The 15,302-nt window shown below is 68.1% G+C and carries 19 protein-coding genes; 17 read left to right on the top strand and 2 right to left on the bottom strand.

What is annotated here, in order from left to right; genetic code table 11:
• Positions 1–244 precede the first annotated feature (244 nt).
• From BGP73_RS16010 to BGP73_RS15975, 8 genes are all read left to right on the top strand, one after another.
• Positions 245–1,447 (top strand): IS110 family transposase, encoded by a 1,203-nt coding sequence (locus BGP73_RS16010; protein WP_069815357.1) that lies wholly within the window; start codon positions 245–247, stop codon positions 1,445–1,447.
• A gap of 161 nt (positions 1,448–1,608) precedes the next feature.
• The gene (locus BGP73_RS16005) at positions 1,609–2,196 is read left to right on the top strand and encodes a class I SAM-dependent methyltransferase (RefSeq protein WP_069815355.1); all 588 of its coding nucleotides are present in this window, start codon (positions 1,609–1,611) and stop codon (positions 2,194–2,196) included.
• A 41-nt stretch (positions 2,197–2,237) separates the two neighbouring features.
• Positions 2,238–3,065 (top strand): DUF6232 family protein, encoded by an 828-nt coding sequence (locus tag BGP73_RS16000; RefSeq protein ID WP_244501217.1) that lies wholly within the window; start codon positions 2,238–2,240, stop codon positions 3,063–3,065.
• The gene (locus tag BGP73_RS15995; protein ID WP_069815353.1) at positions 3,065–3,427 is read left to right on the top strand and encodes a hypothetical protein; all 363 of its coding nucleotides are present in this window, start codon (positions 3,065–3,067) and stop codon (positions 3,425–3,427) included. The genes BGP73_RS16000 and BGP73_RS15995 overlap by 1 nt, the downstream gene beginning before the upstream one ends.
• 786 nt (positions 3,428–4,213) lie before the next feature.
• Positions 4,214–5,665 (top strand): hypothetical protein, encoded by a 1,452-nt coding sequence (locus BGP73_RS23330; protein WP_212732818.1) that lies wholly within the window; start codon positions 4,214–4,216, stop codon positions 5,663–5,665.
• 8 nt (positions 5,666–5,673) lie between these two features.
• A complete protein-coding gene (locus BGP73_RS15985) occupies positions 5,674–6,030 on the top strand; it encodes a hypothetical protein (protein WP_139134574.1) in 357 nt (118 codons plus the stop codon).
• Positions 6,031–6,121: 91 nt separating this feature from the next.
• The gene (locus BGP73_RS15980) at positions 6,122–6,568 is read left to right on the top strand and encodes a GntR family transcriptional regulator (RefSeq protein WP_069815348.1); all 447 of its coding nucleotides are present in this window, start codon (positions 6,122–6,124) and stop codon (positions 6,566–6,568) included.
• Positions 6,569–6,579: 11 nt separating this feature from the next.
• Positions 6,580–7,149: an HD domain-containing protein gene (locus BGP73_RS15975; protein ID WP_170837848.1), complete on the top strand. Its 570-nt coding sequence runs from the start codon at positions 6,580–6,582 to the stop codon at positions 7,147–7,149.
• Here BGP73_RS15975 and BGP73_RS15970 read toward each other — a convergent pair.
• Positions 7,137–7,610 carry an NUDIX domain-containing protein gene (locus BGP73_RS15970; RefSeq protein WP_069815343.1) on the bottom strand — a complete coding sequence of 158 codons (474 nt, stop codon included), beginning with the start codon at positions 7,608–7,610 and terminating at the stop codon, positions 7,137–7,139. The two genes, BGP73_RS15975 and BGP73_RS15970, sit on opposite strands and share 13 nt — an antisense overlap.
• The gene (locus tag BGP73_RS15965) at positions 7,610–8,377 is read right to left on the bottom strand and encodes a helix-turn-helix domain-containing protein (RefSeq protein ID WP_069815341.1); all 768 of its coding nucleotides are present in this window, start codon (positions 8,375–8,377) and stop codon (positions 7,610–7,612) included. The genes BGP73_RS15970 and BGP73_RS15965 overlap by 1 nt, the downstream gene beginning before the upstream one ends.
• A 665-nt stretch (positions 8,378–9,042) precedes the next feature.
• Here BGP73_RS15965 and BGP73_RS15960 point away from each other — a divergent pair.
• The 9 genes from BGP73_RS15960 to BGP73_RS15920 all read left to right on the top strand — a co-directional run bounded on the left by BGP73_RS15960 (position 9,043) and on the right by BGP73_RS15920 (position 15,228).
• Positions 9,043–9,312 (top strand): DUF6284 family protein, encoded by a 270-nt coding sequence (locus BGP73_RS15960; RefSeq protein ID WP_069815339.1) that lies wholly within the window; start codon positions 9,043–9,045, stop codon positions 9,310–9,312.
• On the top strand, positions 9,309–10,328 hold the full coding sequence (locus tag BGP73_RS15955) for a DUF2637 domain-containing protein (RefSeq protein WP_079127563.1): 1,020 nt from the start codon (positions 9,309–9,311) through the stop codon (positions 10,326–10,328). The genes BGP73_RS15960 and BGP73_RS15955 overlap by 4 nt, the downstream gene beginning before the upstream one ends.
• The gene (locus BGP73_RS15950) at positions 10,325–10,963 is read left to right on the top strand and encodes a GGDEF domain-containing protein (protein WP_069815337.1); all 639 of its coding nucleotides are present in this window, start codon (positions 10,325–10,327) and stop codon (positions 10,961–10,963) included. The genes BGP73_RS15955 and BGP73_RS15950 overlap by 4 nt, the downstream gene beginning before the upstream one ends.
• On the top strand, positions 10,960–11,331 hold the full coding sequence (locus tag BGP73_RS15945) for an RRQRL motif-containing zinc-binding protein (RefSeq protein WP_069815335.1): 372 nt from the start codon (positions 10,960–10,962) through the stop codon (positions 11,329–11,331). Before BGP73_RS15950 ends, BGP73_RS15945 begins: the two co-directional genes overlap by 4 nt.
• A 100-nt stretch (positions 11,332–11,431) precedes the next feature.
• Positions 11,432–13,639, top strand: coding sequence for a cell division protein FtsK (locus BGP73_RS15940; RefSeq protein WP_170837847.1), 2,208 nt, complete (start codon positions 11,432–11,434; stop codon positions 13,637–13,639).
• A 141-nt stretch (positions 13,640–13,780) separates the two neighbouring features.
• The gene (locus BGP73_RS15935) at positions 13,781–14,035 is read left to right on the top strand and encodes a hypothetical protein (RefSeq protein WP_069815334.1); all 255 of its coding nucleotides are present in this window, start codon (positions 13,781–13,783) and stop codon (positions 14,033–14,035) included.
• 20 nt (positions 14,036–14,055) lie between these two features.
• The gene (locus BGP73_RS15930; RefSeq protein ID WP_069815332.1) at positions 14,056–14,244 is read left to right on the top strand and encodes a hypothetical protein; all 189 of its coding nucleotides are present in this window, start codon (positions 14,056–14,058) and stop codon (positions 14,242–14,244) included.
• A gap of 11 nt (positions 14,245–14,255) precedes the next feature.
• Positions 14,256–14,699: a hypothetical protein gene (locus BGP73_RS15925; protein ID WP_069815330.1), complete on the top strand. Its 444-nt coding sequence runs from the start codon at positions 14,256–14,258 to the stop codon at positions 14,697–14,699.
• 19 nt (positions 14,700–14,718) lie between these two features.
• Complete coding sequence (locus tag BGP73_RS15920) at positions 14,719–15,228, top strand: hypothetical protein (protein WP_069815328.1); 510 nt, start codon at positions 14,719–14,721, stop codon at positions 15,226–15,228.
• Positions 15,229–15,302: the final 74 nt, after the last annotated feature.

Raw genomic sequence — 15,302 nt, 5'->3', positions numbered from 1 at the left:
CCCCCGTTACCTTCTTCGTGGCCTCGCAAGGAGGCTCCCGGCCTTCGGCCCCGGCATGACTTCGCCCCCTCGTCGATGATGATCGAAAAAGTGGTGTCACCGGGATCGAAGGCATTGGCAGACCGCTGATTAGAGGCCTGAGCACCGATCCCGGACGGGGGAGGAAGTCTCTTCGTAACGTGGATGCCGGCACGCTGATGCCGTAGGTGAGGGCCGGGAAGAGCACGAGCACAGGAGCAAGCACGTGACCGCTGACGGCGAGATCGACATCTATCTGGGTCTGGACGTCGGCAAGGGCGAACACCACGCCACGGCACTGGCTCCAGCGGGCAAAAAGGTCTTCGACAAGCGGCTGCCCAACACCGAACCGAAGCTTCGTGAGGTGTTCACCAAGCTCCAGGCCAAACACGGCATTGTTCTGGTGGTGGTCGACCAGCCTGCTTCCATAGGTGCGCTGCCGCTGGCCGTGGCCCGTGACGCGGGCTGCCGCGTCGCCTACCTCCCGGGCCTGACGATGCGGCGCATCGCCGACCTCTACCCGGGTGAGGCCAAGACCGATGCCCGCGACGCACACGTCATCGCGGACGCCGCCCGAGCGATGCCGCACACACTGCGTGCCGTTGAACCGGCCGACGAGACCGTGGCCGAGCTGGAGATGCTCACCGGGTTCGACGACGACCTGGCCACCGAGGCGACGCGGACCAAGAACCGCCTGCGGGGCCTGCTGACACAGATCCATCCACCGCTGGAAAAGGTCGTTGGCCCTCGCCTGGGCCACCCCGCCGTGCTCACCCTGCTCGAACGCTTCGGCTCCCCGGCCCAACTCAGGAAAGCAGGACGACGCAGGCTGGTCACACTGCTGCGGCCGAAGGCGCCGCGGATGGCCGAGCGCCTGGTCGAGGACATCTTCACCGCACTCGACGAACAGAGCGTGATCGTCCCGGGCACCGACGCTGCCGCCCTGATCATCCCCAGTCTCGTCTCCACGCTCGGCTCCGTGCTGGACCAGCGCACACTCCTCGCCTCGAGGATCGAGGAACTTCTGGAGGCTCACCCTCTTTCCGCGGTCCTGACCTCCATGCCCGGCATCGGGGTCAGGACCGCCGCCCGCATCCTCATCGACGTCGGCGACGGCAGCGCCTTTGCCACGGCCGGACACCTGGCCGCCTACGCCGGCCTGGCCCCGGTCACCCGTGCCTCCGGCTCCTCCATCCGCGGTGAACACCCCGCCCGACGAGGCAACAAACAGCTCAAACGTGCCTTCTACCTCGCCGCGTTCGCCTCACTCTCACAACCGGAGTCCCGCACCTACTACGACAGGAAACGCCGTGAAGGGAAGCACCACGTCGCAGCCCTGATCGCCCTCGCCCGACGACGCATCGACGTGCTCTTCGCCATGCTCAGAGACGGCACCTTCTATGAACCCCCGGTCACCGCAGCAGCTTGACGAAAGCCATAGAGGCACTTTTTTTCGTTCTGCGCATCCGTTTACGTCGCGGGCCCCGACCCGGCATCCGATGGGAGGATGAATCCCGAGATCGATTCCTGAAGCACCCGGCTGGTGCGGGGCCCTGCCGGGGCGCCGGACCTGCGCAGCGAGGAGACGAGATGGACGCGGACCGTTGGGACGAGCGCTACCGCACCGCGGAGCGGGTGTGGTCGGCCGAGCCGAACGTGTGGGTGGTCCGGGAAGCTGCCGCGCTGGAGCCTGGCCGAGCCCTGGACCTGGCGGCGGGGGAGGGCCGCAACGCCCTTTGGCTGGCCGGGCGCGGCTGGCGGGTGGACGCGCTGGACTTCTCACCGGTGGCGGTGCGGCGGATCACGGAGGAGCCCGCCCCGCGGGCGGGTTCGGTGAACGCCGAAGTCGTCGACGTCACGCGGCACACACCGGAGCAGGGCGCCTACGACCTGGTGCTCCTGTCCTACCTCCACCTTCCGCGGGAGCAGATGGAGCAGGTGCTGGAGAGCGCCGCCCGAGCCGCCCGTCCCGGCGGCACACTCCTCCTGGTCGGCCACGACATCAGCAACCTGGAGCACGGCACCGGGGGGCCACAGGACCCCGAGGTGCTGTCAAGCGTGGACCAAGTGAGCGGGGTCTGGCAGCCACTGGCCGAGATTCTGGTCGCCGAGGTGGCCCGTCGTCCCGTCGACGGAACCTTCGCTCTCGATACGGTCGTCCGCGCCATCCGCCGCTGAACATCTGGAGTGGGCGTGCATCGGCTCGCCAATTACCCCTAATGAAGCGTCAGTTTTCCGCCAGAATGGTCTTCCCCCTTGCCGAATCGGTTGCGTCAGCGCGCGGCAGCGAGCTGAATGGGCATCTAAGGTGGCCGAAGGGGGCTCGCGTGACGTCAGCAGGTTCGGCGGGAGAAACGGGGAACACCTCTTCCGGCGAAGTGCCTGGAAGCGGCTACCCATCACCGCCCACCGCCCCGCCACGACCACCGGCCGGTCCGCCGCCCACCGCTGGTCCGTACCCCGGTGCGGGATCGGCGGCCTCGACGCAGCCGATCATCGGGGTCGGCCTGCGGGTCAGCAATCGGCTGCTCTGGATCGGTGATGCCTACTACCCGTTCCAGAACATCACCCGGGTCTACACGCTCACCATCCACCCGCGGCGCAAGGAAGCCGTCCTGCTCTTCGCGAAGCGGCTGCTGCTCACTGGCGTGGTGGTGACGGTCCTCGCTCTGATCGCCGCCGCGATCGACGCCTCCGGCCGTTCCAGAGACGGTGGCGAAGGCGATTCACCCGGGCTCACTGTCCTCGTTCTGATCGTCGCCGGTGCGGTGCTGATCCACTTCCTGGTGGAGATGCTGAAAGTACTTGGATCGCCCGCGTATTTCGTTCTGGCCATCGAGACCTCGGGATCCTCCACCGCCGTGGTGACCAGCTCTCACCCGGACCAACTGCGGAGACTCGCACATCAACTCGCGGATGCGATCGAGAATCCGCAGGTGGAGTTCGAGGTGCGGGTGGAAAGCCTCGTCATCAACCCCGCGCACTACTACTTCGGCGACAACGTCAACATGTACGGCGGCACCGGAAACGTGGGGATGGCGAGCTGATGAGCAGCGGAGACCAGCACTACTACTTCGGCAGCGGCGACCACGTCACCATGCACGGCGGCTCGGGCAACATCGGTATCGACAAGCGAGTCACGCCGGCCCATCAACTGCCCGAGGCCGTCCAGGAGGCTCTCCGTGAGCTCCTCGCCCTACTCCAGGAAATGCGCGGTCAGGTGCCGCGGATCAGCGCCGAAGCTCTCGATGACTCACTGCCGGCGCTCAGACCCGAGGCGGACGTCCAACCGCAGGAACGGCACCGCGCGCTGCTCGCCGTCGCAGGTATCGCCGCGACCATCGGTGCGCTCGGCGTACCGATTGTGGAGGCCATCAACAAGGTGCTCGAACTCATGGGTGCGAAGTGATCACCTGCCTGGGGGCTCCCGTACTCCCCGGCGGATGCACGACGGCAGCCACCGCGTCTCGCCGCATTGTTGGAACATTCCGATACATCCAGTATGCGGAAATCTCTCCGCCTTGCGATGCCCCTTCACTGCCCTGAGCGGGCGTGGGGTGCCCCCAGCATCTGAGCTGGCGCTGATCCACCAGGATCAAAGGGACAGCCCGAAGCTTTACCTGGGTGGCGACGGCCCTCCGTGCAACCCGAGGTCCCGTGGGTCCCTGCCCTTCCGGCAGGAGAATGCACGGCCATAGACAGCCAGGGGGTCTGCAATCGCTCGTCTGAGTCAGGAAAGGTCACGAAAGACGCCGTCCGAATCCGCAGACCCCGTCCCAGGGCCGCTCAGCGCTGCATACGCCCGCACATACGCGAAGACCCCGGCCTCAGCGCTGTCGCTGTGGCGGGGTCTTTAGGCACCTCATGCTGGGTGCCCCCGGCAGGATTCGAACCTGCGCACACGGCTCCGGAGAGCATGTCGACGCGTGCCGGAAAACAGGGTTTGACCTGCGATTTCTCTGCGCCGCCTGTCGAGTGATGCTGATCTCTATCGCACACCGTGCGCGGGGTGAGCATCACCCGCACGCCGGGTGCAAGGCGGGGTCACTAGACCCGCGTGGCCGGCCGTGCTGTGACGAGGTAGGGAGGCTGGCGCACGCGGGCCGGTTGTCCTACCGGACAAGCCGCTGGTACGTACGCGTGGTGTCAGTGGTTCCAGGTAACATGCCGTCACTCGTCAGGGATGGGTGGGGCAGTGGCAGCGAATGATCACGAAGATGAGCCTGGAGCGACCGACGACGGTGCGGACGCAGGCATAGGAAACGGCACCGGCACCATTAATCCGCGGCTAAGTGATGTATTTGACTTGACGATCCGCCAAGACGAGGTGAGCTTTGTCATCCCGCATCTCAAGGAGGATCTGCCGCTCTCGATTGACCCTTTCCTTCTTTGGAAGTCAGACAGTGCCGAGTATGCCGCGCTGCACAAAATCCTCCTGAGCTTTGTCGAAAAGGTGCGGTCGGAAGCTGTCGGAGGTGACGAGACTCGGGCACAGCTACTTCTCTCCGAGGTCGCTGAGCCGGTAGAGTTGGGGCTCGGATACGCGGCTGGAACTAAGAGGGGATCTGCCCTGGGGCCAGCCTTGAGGACTGCCATTACTGCTACTTTTCGAGACACTCCGCAGCTTCATTCGGGAGACATCAACCATATTGAGCTGCTGGCACTCCTCGTCCCCAAGGTCGCTGAAGACCGCATCAGTGACATCACTGCTTCGGTGCTCAAGAAATGGCTTGCGGAATATAGCGGACAGCAATCGAAGCAGCTTGGCATTCCGACTCAAAACTTCAGAATGGTTGGCTGGGATGAGGGCCGGCTCGATTGGGTGCCATTTACCCGCCAACTTCCGTACAATCCTGTTGACGGATCTCCCATAATCCTGTGTCCGCTCGACCTGCTGCGTCGCTTGCCGTGGATTAATTACGCGGACTACTATCGAAGTACGTATGCACCTTTGGTGCTTCCTCCGGGGAGATCCAGAAAAGCGGTACCCAAGGAATCCGTGCTGGCGTACAACCGTGCCCACTACGACACAGTCAAAGGGTACGTAGCCTCACGTGAGGCTAATGCCTCGCTCTGCACTCCTGATCCACTCTTCACGCCGCTGCGCTTCACGACGCTTAAGCGGAAGCTGGCTGACCTGCGCAAGTTGCCGACGGGTAGGGCGGGAGGTGCTGACAAGCAGTTCGAGGATCTGGCATTCGACCTGCTCTCCTCCCTGCTCTATCCCGAGCTCGATCTCGCTGCCGACCAAGTGCGGACGATCAGTGGTGCGCACATTCGCGACGTGATCTTCCATAATGACAGAAAGACTGCTTTCCTGGGTGATTTGCGCGATCAGTACGGAGCCCGCCAAGTCGTGGTCGAGTTGAAGAACGTGAAGTCCTTGGAGACCGAGCATGTGAATCAGCTGTACCGCTATTTGGATGACGAGGAGATCGGGAGGTTCGGCATTCTCCTGGCGCGTAATCCCCCGCCGCGCAACGTGGCCCAGAATATCGTGGACCTGCACTCATCCAAGCGGGCGGCTGTGCTGTGTCTTGATGACGGCGACCTTGAGTTGATGCTTCAGCTGATGGAGTCTGGGCGTCGGCCGATAGAAGCCATTCGAAAAAAGCATGTGGAGTTCACAAGAACTCTGCCCAAGTAGGAGCAATGATGACGCAGCCAACCGAAGCTCAGGCTGAAACGTATGACCGCCTGGTTCCCATGTTGACAGCCGCTCACAGGGAGATGAGCGAGTTGTCAAGGAAGAAGCAGGATGGCATTGTGAATGCCTTGAAAATCAGGAACATCAACAGGCTCTTGGATGAACTCCTTGAAGTACTTGGAGACGATCCGAGTCGGGATTTCCTCGAAAAGCTGGACGAAGATACCTTGCCGCAGAACAGTGACGTAGTCCTACTTCTGAGCCAATGGCAGGCTGCACTTGGCCAGTTCAAGAAATTGCACTATGGGAATGACCCCACTACGTACGAAAGTCGTTGGTTTACGGTGGAATACCCGAGGCCCTAAGCCCCGAGGTTGCTGCCGTCAAGTTCCCTGCACGTGAGAAGCTTGTTGGTGACTGCCCGAGTCAAAACCTGATCGCGGGGAAGGGGAGGCTGTGCCACAAGCGAGTCCGCGCGGCACGTACCTGCAAGTCTCTGAGGCGCTGCGCCAACAGATCGAGTTGCATGAGGAGGACAGCGCCTTGCCGTCAGAGGCTGCCCTCATGCGTGTACATGGCGTCTCGCGCAATACCATTCGCCGCGCTCTTAAGGTGTTGGAGGCCGACGGTGTAGTCGAGCCGGCACCTGGCATTGGCTGGCGTGTCGTCCGGGGTGGCGACCGACGCTCTTTGGCACAGCGGATGACGGACCTGATCGCAGAGGACTCCCTCACAGTGGGCGACACCTATCCCTCCGAGGCGAAGCTGTGTGAGCGGTTCGGGTCTTCCCGCACCGCCGTGCGTCGTGTGCTTGCCCAGATGGAGGGAAACGGCCTGCTCGCCACGGTCCATGGCAAGGGGCGAACCGTGCGCGCTCTCCCGACGCCCACCGTCCGGCCGTAGTCTTGGCCGCCATGGGACTGACTGAGTGGGCGTACTCGCTCTCCGAATCGCTGCTTTCCGATCCGCTCCCGCGCCGGTGGGCGCACTCCCTCGGGGTCGCCAAGCGCGCTCGCTCCTTGAGCCCGATCCTGGGAGACGACGCGGAACTGTTGGAGGCTGCCGCGGTTCTGCACGACATCGGCTACTCGCCGGCCATCGCCACCACCGGCTTCCACCCGTTGGACGGCGCGCGGTTCCTCCGTGACCAGGAACGGGCAGACGAGCGGGTCGTTCGTCTCGTGGCTCACCACTCCTGCGCTCTGCTGGAAGCCGAGGAACGCGGACTGCGGCACGAGCTGGAGGGGAAGTTCGAGCTAGAGCGCCCGGACCTGGTCGACGCCTTGCTGTACTGCGACATGACGACGACGCCCGACGGGACGCAGACCACGACGGCCGAGCGGCTAGACGAGATCGTGCAGCGGTACGGCCCGGACACGATCGTCGGGCGGTTCATCCAGCGCGCAGCACCCGAGATCCACGCAGCGGCGAAGCGCGTTGACGGCCGGTTGGCGCAGGTCTCTGCCGACAGTCAGCCGATGTAGGGCTCTCGCCGGGATTCGTCGAGGCCGTGCCGGATGCGCAGCATCATCGACGGATGAATGTCCAGTCCGTCAAGGTTCGTTGGGTCAACCCAGCGGACCTCTTTCGACTCGCTACTCGTGCGCAGGGAGCCGCCGACGGGGTGGGCCCGGAAGCAGATTGAGAACTGTTGCCGGACCTCTCCGTCGTCGTACGCCAGCACATGTTCAGGGTCGGTGTAGAGACCGACGATGCCGTCTACCTCAACGTCGATGCCGGTCTCTTCCGAGACCTCACGGACGACGGTGTCAGCGATGCGTTCGCCGATGTCGTGGCCGCCACCGGGCAGTGCCCACAGGTCGTTGTCGGTCTTGTGGATGAGCAACAACCGCCCTGCGTCGTCCTGGACAATCGCTGTCACCGAGGGGACGACCGAGTTGGCCTCAGGGGCGTTCGGGTCGCGGAAGTAGTCGATCCGGCTCATCAGTGCGTGCCTTCCCATTCGGCAGGTGAAGAGATCGGGCGGGCCGATTCCCAGACCCTCTCAACGCTCTCAGCGTAGGCGTCGAAGAGTTCACCGCCGGGCACGCGTCGCAGGTGGAGCACCGGAGCCATGTAGGCGCCGACACCGTAAAGGTGGCCGTTCGCCAGCATCTCGTCATCGGCTCGATAGATCGAGTTGTAGAGCGTCGTACAGTGCAAGCGGAACTCCACGCCGGGAAGACCGAAGAGCGGGCCGTAGTTGATGAGGGCGTTCCGGATCTTGCCCGCCATCGCCGCGCCGATCCCTTCGTCGTCGCCACGCACGGCGACCGCCGACGATGTGGGCTCGCCCAAGATGAAGCGGATGGGCACCCCGTCAGCCGACTTCTCTTTCACGATGCGGTGGAACGTCGCGTCTTCGGTGAGCCAGAACCCGGAGTACACCAGTAGGTCAAACTGCCGGGTTGCCTTGGAGTAGAGATTAGTCCAAAGGGTCTGCATCACTACGGACCGGTGGGGATAGAGCCTGACCAACTCCGCGTTGCCGGAGGCTGTCACTTCAGCTGACGTGCGTTCGTCCGGCCACAGGTACGACACTTCGCACTTCAACAGCGAGGCTGTCGCGTACTGGAAGCGGCGATACGGCTTGCGCTCGGGTTCGTTGATCCAGCGTTCGACCGTCTTGGACGCGACCCCAAGCCGTTCGGCGACCTCGTCGAGTGTCAGGCCCAAGTCCACTATCGCGCTGCGCAGTCGCTCGTTCGCCACGTCCAACCTCCGCCATGCCAGGACGACTTGGTACGCCTTCACGGTAGCCAAGCGCGACCCAAGTCGTACATCCGCGAAGTCGATCGTCGGCGCTGCCGACGCCAGTCTGTAGGTACATCGAGCGCGAGGGGCTCGCAGCAATCCAACAGCCGAAGGGCTTGACGGGGCGAACTCCTCTCTGCAAGATGAGGAACACGTAATACATGTTCCTCTCGTTCGGATCGCTTCAGCGAACCGAACGAACGCATGACAAGGGGCCCGGGACAGAGCGGGCCGAGGGACCCGGACCCCTGGTCAACCGGAGGGCTTAGACCGAAAGGTCACGTCTCCATACGCCTGAAACGGGAGCCCGTGTTCCCGAAGGAGACCTGTTCACGTTCGCTTCCACGCAGGGAGGTTCCGTGCGCAGTCAACGAAGAACCTGGGCGCCGCCGCGATGGACCGGCCGGCGGCGCCGTGCGGTACCCCGGTCCGTCCCTGGTCTCGCAGCGCCGACGCTGCGGCCGGCTGCCTCTCCCGCCCGTCCGTCCCGCACAGCACTCGGGGGACGTACGGGCGGGAGTGCGGGGAGTCGGATGTTCCGTCCCCAACGGCGAGCGCCCCCGGTGCGGGAACACCGGGGGCGCGGTTTGGGCCGTTGCCACCTGCGAGGGAGTACACGACCCATGGAGCACATCGGTGCAGTTCGGGCGGTTGTTACCGCCGACGAGATCGACCGCGAGCCGACGGCCGCGGAACTGGACGCGATCGACCGCGAGATGCCCGTGATCCGGGCGGAGGTCGAGTTGCTGGACGCGCACATCACCACGCTGGACCGGACCCTGTCGGAGCTGGACGCGCGGCGGCTGCGCCGGGCCCGCCGCCGGGTGCTGGCTGTCCGGCGGGCGCTGGCCAACCGGGCGGCTGGCGCGATGCTGCCGGAGGGTGCGGCATGAGCGCGGCGAGCATCGAGCGGCCGGCGGTGCCGCCGCTGACCCGTCCGGAAATGGGGCTCGCCGGGCTCGGGGCGCTGGCCGCGGCCGGCGTAGGGGCCCTGGGTCTGGTGTCGTCGTTCGACGCGGTGTCGGCTGCGGCGGCGCGGTGGGGGTTCGGCGAGCCGTGGATGCTGCCGGTCGGGATCGACGTGGCCATTCCGGTGTTCACCGTGGCCAACCTGCTGTTGATCCGGCTGGACATGGCGTTGGCGTGGGTGCGGTTCGTGCCGTGGGCGCTGACGCTGGTCACCTGCGGGCTCAACATCGCTGCCGGACACGGCATGTGGGCCAAGGTCGCGCACGGCACCATGCCGCTGCTGTGGGTGGTCTTCTCCGAGATCGGCGCGCACGTCTACGCCGTCCGGATCGGCGCCGTCACCGGCCGGCGGATGGAGAAGATCCGCCGCTCCCGGTGGCTGCTCGCCCCGGTGTCGACGTTCGCCCTGTGGCGGCGCATGACGCTGTGGGAGGTCACCTCCTACAGCCTGGCGCTGGCGTGCGAGCGGGAGCGGCTGTTGGCGCGTGCGGAGCTGCGGGAGCGCTTCGGTCCGCTGTGGCGGTGGAAGACCCCGCGGCGCGAGCGCGTGATGCTGCGCATGGGCGAACTCACCCCCGCCACCGACCCAGCCGCGGCCACGCCCACGCCCGCCGCGCCGGCTGCGGCGGAGCTCCCGCCGGCTCCGCCGGTCGACGGGGCGAAGCCGCGCCCGCGGCGCCGCACCCCCGGCAGGGCCAGGGGCAAGCCGCAGCGCACGTTCGAGGACGCGCTGAGCGAGGCTCGCACGCTCACCGCCGACTGGTCGGATGCGGAGCTGACCGCCGACCGGCTGCGCACCACGCTGCGCGTCTCGCAGGCCAACGCGCGCCGGCTGCGCGACACCCTCAAGGCCGACCGCGCCGACGCCGGCACCTCGTCGACGGTCGTCGACACTGCCGCGCCGGTGGCGGACCGCCGTGCGGAGGAGGTGGCGGCATGAGCGCCCTGGTCACGGTTGTGCTGTCCACGCTTCCCCTCGCCGCAGGTTGGGCGGTGCACGTGCATTGGCTGCACCGGTGCCTGAGCACCGCCCGGCGCGACCCGCTCACCGGGCTGCGCACCCGTGACGGCTTCACCCGCCGCGCGGCGGCCCTGCTGCGGGACCCGCGCGCGGTCGTCGTGCTGGCCGATGTCGACCGCTTCAAGCAGGTCAACGACACGTTCGGGCACGCCGCCGGTGACGCCCTGTTGAAGGCGACCGCGGACCGGCTCGCCCACCACGTGGGCCGACCCGGGGTGGCCGGACGGCTCGGAGGGGATGAGTTCGCCGCCGTCCTGCTGGACGAGGACGGCACCGCCGCCGATCGTCTCGCCGTCCTGCACCGGGTGCTCGCCCGGCCGGTCGACGGACAGGACCCGGCGGTGCGTACCACGGTTTCGCTCGGGTGGGTGCGTGCCGCGGACTTCCCCGGCGAGGACCTCTCCGCCCTGCTGCGGCGCGCGGATGAGGCGATGTACGCGGCCAAACAGGCCTGCACCGGGACCCGCCGCGCGGGACTTGGCCGGCTGTTCGCCACGCTCGCCGGCCGCCGCGCCGGCCGCCCCGGCGCCCCCGTCGGTGCGGTGCCGGCGTGACGCGGCTGACGCTCGCCGACTGCTTCGACCCGACCGGCGAGCGGTTCGGCATCCCCACCTACCCGTGGACGTACGCGCCCGACGGGTTGGCGACCCGTCGGCAACTGCGCGCCCGTGGGCTGCGCCCCGGCGGGCAGGACATCGCCGCACAACTCCTGCGGCCACGCCGGCGGCGCGGACCGCTCACCGCCTACCTCTACCGCATCGACCGGGCCAAGCCCGTCCGGGCGATGACGCTCGCGAAGCGGGCCGCGCTCGCCAAAGCCAACACCGCGCGCCGCACCTGCCCCGAGTGCCGCCGGGATGCCGGATACGCCATCCCCACCTCGCTCGGCATGTGCACCCCGTGCGCCTACCCCGAGGAATAGCGCGCCGCCTGAACAGCACATCTACGCCGCGGGGTCCGGCCGCCCACCTACCACAGCGTCGGCCGGACCCCGCCTCTCCTCCCATTGGAAGGGACCTTCAGTGAAGCACCCCGACGACGACAACGAACTCTTCGACCGACTGGAAGCCGAGATGGCCGCCGACTCCCGCCCCGACCCGGGAGCGGACGTGGTCGACCTCGACAAGGCGCGGTCGGCCCGGACCGGGTCGGGCGACCCGATGACCCGACCCGCCGCCGACGCGTCGGCCGACCCGACCGCCCGCGTGATGGTCGACCGGCCCACCCCGGCCGCGGCCGGTCCCGGCTACCTGGGTCGGCTCGCCGGCGCCCGGCGCCGCGCGGTCGTCCCGGTCTGGCTGCGGTCGACCGCTGAGCTGCGCACCGCGTTGGTGTGGGTGGCCCGCCACTACGCCCACACGATCGGCTATCACGCGCTGCGCGCCCCGGTCTACGCCGCCCGGCTCGCCCTGCAGGCGCCGACCGGTGCCGCCCGGTTCGTCGGGAGCACGATGCGGTGGGTGGCCGACCGCGAGGGCGAGCCGGTCCGGCTCGCCGCGGTCCGCCGCGAGGACGCAGCCGAGTACCTGAAACTGTCCCGGCAGCGCGACGGCCGCGTCCGACTGCGCACCCTCGTGATGGTGCTCGCGATGTTCATCGGACTCGGTTCCGCGCTCGCCATCTACGTACTCGCCCCCGGATGGCTTCAGACCGTCTCGGTGAGCGCGGTCGTGCTCGCCCTCGGGTACGCCGGCCGCAAGGCCGATGACCCCGTCATCCACCGTGCGGTGGAGCTGCCCAAGGCAACCAAGCTCACCAGCGACATCGTGCTGCGGGCCCTCGGAGCACTCGGCGTTCCGGCGATCAACCAGGCGCAGGCCAAGGGGCGGGACGGGTTCGAGTTCACCGCCCCGATCACCCGTGACGGCCCCGGCTGGCGCGCGGAGGGAAACCTCCCCTACGGCGTGACCGTGACCGACGTCATCGAGCGCCGGGAACGCCTCGCCTCCGGTTTGCGCCGCCCGCTGGGCTGCGTGTGGCCGGAGGCAGTCTCCAACGAGCACACCGGCCGTCTGGTGCTGTGGGTCGGTGACCAGGACCTCGCATCCGCGCCCAAGCCCGCGTGGCCGCTGCTGAAGTCCGGCACCGTGGACCTGTTCAAGCCGGTCGCCTACGGCACCGACCAGCGCGGACGCTGGGTGGCGGTCACCCTGATGTTCATCGCCGGGGTGATCGGTGCGATCCCCCGCATGGGCAAGACGTTCCTGCTGCGGCTGCTGCTGCTCATCGCCGCCCTGGACCCGCGCGCGGAGCTGCACACCTACGACATGAAAGGCACCGGCGACCTGGACCCGGTCGGCGAGGCCGTCTCCCACCGGCACGGCGTCGGCGAGGAGGACGAGACGATCCAGTACGCGCTCGCCGACTTCCGCGCCCTGCGCGAGGAACTGCGCCGCCGCACCAAGGTGATCCGGTCCCTGCCCCGGGACATCTGCCCCGAGTCCAAGGTGACCAGCACTCTCGCCGACAAGCGCTCGCTCGGGCTGCACCCGATCGTGATCGGGGTGGACGAGTGCCAGGTCCTCTTCGAGCACGCCGAGCACGGCAAGGAGTTCGAGGAGATCGCCACCGACCTGGTCAAGCGCGGCCCCGCCACCGGGATCGTGGTGCTGCTGGCCACCCAGCGCCCCGACGCCAAGTCGCTGCCCACCGGCATCAGCGCCAACGCCGGGGCCCGCTGGTGCCTGAAGGTCATGGGCCAGACCGAGAACGACATGGTGCTGGGCACCTCCGCCTACAAGCGCGGGGTGCGCGCCACCATGTTCGCCTGGGGCGACAAGGGCCTGCACTACTTCGTGGGCGAGGGCTCCGACGCCCGGCTCGTCTCGGCCGCCTTCGTGGACGCCCCGGGTGCCGAAGCCGTCGCCGCCCGCGCCCGCACCGTTCGTGAGGAGGCTGGACTGCTGTCCGGCTACGCGCTCGGGGAGGCACCCGAGACGGTCACCGGCCCGGCCTGTGACCTGCTCGCCGACATCGCCGCCGTGGTGCCGGAAAAGGAAGAGCGGGTGTGGAACGAGCGGATCGCCGCCCGCCTCGCCGAACTGCGCCCCGAGGTCTACGCCGGCTGGAAGGGCGAAAACGTCACCTCCGTGCTCAAGCCGCACGGGGTCAGGACCCGCGACGTGGCCGGGACGACCGACGACGGCACCCGCACCACCCGGCGGGGCATCGTCCGCGCCGACCTCCTCAAGGCGATTGCGGAGCGTAACCAAAAGCCGGGCGCCGCATAGCCTCGGCACGGTGCTACCGGTAGCACCCACACCTGCTACCGGTAGCACCCCCGCTAGCACCCCAAACCCGCCCCGACCAGCGATCTAGCGCATAGCACGCCACCTGCGGAAACCCCCGAAAACCGCCTGGGAGGGCCCCTGATGACCCCCATCCTCGCTGCTATCGCCTGCCTGCTCGCCGTCACGCTCGGTTACGGCAGGCTGTGCGCCGTCTCGCCGTTCGGTGACTGCCGCACGTGCCGCGGCATGGGCCACGCCCTGAAGACCGACCGCAAGGGACGCATGAAGCGCGGCAAGGACTGCCGCCGCTGCCGCGCCACCGGCAAGCGCATCCGCGTCGGCCGCTGGCTCTACAACCGCTGGGCGCGCATCTACCGCGCCGGCACCGCCGACTGACTCGAAGGAGGCACGCGCCCGTGGCCGTGACCATCTCGCTCGCCCTGCTCTTCGGCGCCCTGCTCGCCCTGCTGCTGCGCACCCGAGCGCTCGGGGCCGGCTCCGCGTTCGTCGCCGTGATGTTCGGCTTCTACCTCGCCTCCACCGGCGCCGCCGACACCGTCAACTCCCTCATGAGCGCCGTCGTCACCGCCCTGCCCAACCCGTGAGGAGCACCGCCGTGAACGAACCGACCCTGTCCGCGCCCTACGTGCCCACCGAGCCGTACGCGCCCGCTCCGGCCGCGGTCGAACTGGCCGCGGAGCGCGGGCCAGTGGTGTGGGTGCCCGACGCCTACGGGCGCATGGTGCCCATGCCCAAGCACCTCGCCCCGCCCCCGATGGCCCGCCCCGAGCCGCGCGACCTCACCCCGCTGCCCCTGCTGGACCCCACCGCCCAGCGCCTGATGGGCGCCGGCATCGGCGGCGGCGCCCTCGCGGCCGGCGTCGGCTACGGCATCGGCGAGGCCGTCAACGCGCTCGCCGGACTCGGCTCCGGCGCCCTGGTCTGGATCGCGCTCGCCGTGCTCGCCTGGCGCACCCCCGCCCGCGCCATGACCGGCGGACGCGGCAGCACCGTCCACATCCGCAAGGCCGTCATCAAGCGCAGCCACTTCCACGGCTGACCACCCCGAGAGGAGCAACGTGTTCGAGATCCGCATCATCTGCGACCCGGCCGACACCGACCGGATCATCGCCGCACTCAGCGGCGCGTTCGCCGCTGGCGCCGTCCGCCGGTACCCCACCCGCGACGGCGAGCGCACCCGGCTGTACGTCACCGCCGACCACCGCCCCGAGCCCGGACCGTGGCCCACGCCGGAAGAGGCGTACGCGCTCGCCCCGAGCCTCATCCGCGAGATCGGATGGACCGCCCGGACGGCCGTCGACAAGCCGTTCGGCGAGCACCTGGGGCGGGAGTTCTGGCTCCGCAAGGCCGCGCTGCTGGACCGCATCGCGCTCCGGGACGAGGAGGACGGCCCCCGCGGTGACGCGGCGGAGGTGGCCACGGAAGCCGCCCGCCGGCTCATCGACTGCGACCGGGACGGCGCGGGCGACTACCACGGCGCCCCGTACTGGCCGGAGCACCCGGCCACCGCCGCCGACCCGCGCGGCTACGTCCGCCAGGAGTACGCCCACTGGGCCAAGAACCACTAGCTACGCCAAGGGCGGCCCCCTCGTCTCGCCAAAGTCGCGGGGCCGCCCTTGCCCAACCAGTCCGCAACAGACCT

It is taken from the genome of Streptomyces sp. TP-A0874 (genome assembly GCF_001748085.1).
Lineage (GTDB): Bacteria > Actinomycetota > Actinomycetes > Streptomycetales > Streptomycetaceae > Streptomyces.
The sequence above is the reverse complement of the archived record's forward strand: the minus strand, read 5'-3'. Positions and strand labels throughout refer to the sequence as shown.

Excerpts from the sequence above, each read along its gene's own strand:
- BGP73_RS16005 (WP_069815355.1), top strand. The coding sequence starts at position 1,609 with ATGGACGCGGACCGTTGGGACGAGCGCTACCGCACCGCGGAGCGGGTG.
- BGP73_RS16000 (WP_244501217.1), top strand. The coding sequence starts at position 2,238 with ATGAAGCGTCAGTTTTCCGCCAGAATGGTCTTCCCCCTTGCCGAATCG.
- BGP73_RS15995 (WP_069815353.1), top strand. The coding sequence starts at position 3,065 with ATGAGCAGCGGAGACCAGCACTACTACTTCGGCAGCGGCGACCACGTC.
- BGP73_RS15985 (WP_139134574.1), top strand. The coding sequence starts at position 5,674 with ATGACGCAGCCAACCGAAGCTCAGGCTGAAACGTATGACCGCCTGGTT.
- BGP73_RS15975 (WP_170837848.1), top strand. The coding sequence starts at position 6,580 with ATGGGACTGACTGAGTGGGCGTACTCGCTCTCCGAATCGCTGCTTTCC.
- BGP73_RS15970 (WP_069815343.1), bottom strand. The coding sequence starts at position 7,610 with ATGAGCCGGATCGACTACTTCCGCGACCCGAACGCCCCTGAGGCCAAC.
- BGP73_RS15960 (WP_069815339.1), top strand. The coding sequence starts at position 9,043 with ATGGAGCACATCGGTGCAGTTCGGGCGGTTGTTACCGCCGACGAGATC.
- BGP73_RS15955 (WP_079127563.1), top strand. The coding sequence starts at position 9,309 with ATGAGCGCGGCGAGCATCGAGCGGCCGGCGGTGCCGCCGCTGACCCGT.
- BGP73_RS15950 (WP_069815337.1), top strand. The coding sequence starts at position 10,325 with ATGAGCGCCCTGGTCACGGTTGTGCTGTCCACGCTTCCCCTCGCCGCA.
- BGP73_RS15935 (WP_069815334.1), top strand. The coding sequence starts at position 13,781 with ATGACCCCCATCCTCGCTGCTATCGCCTGCCTGCTCGCCGTCACGCTC.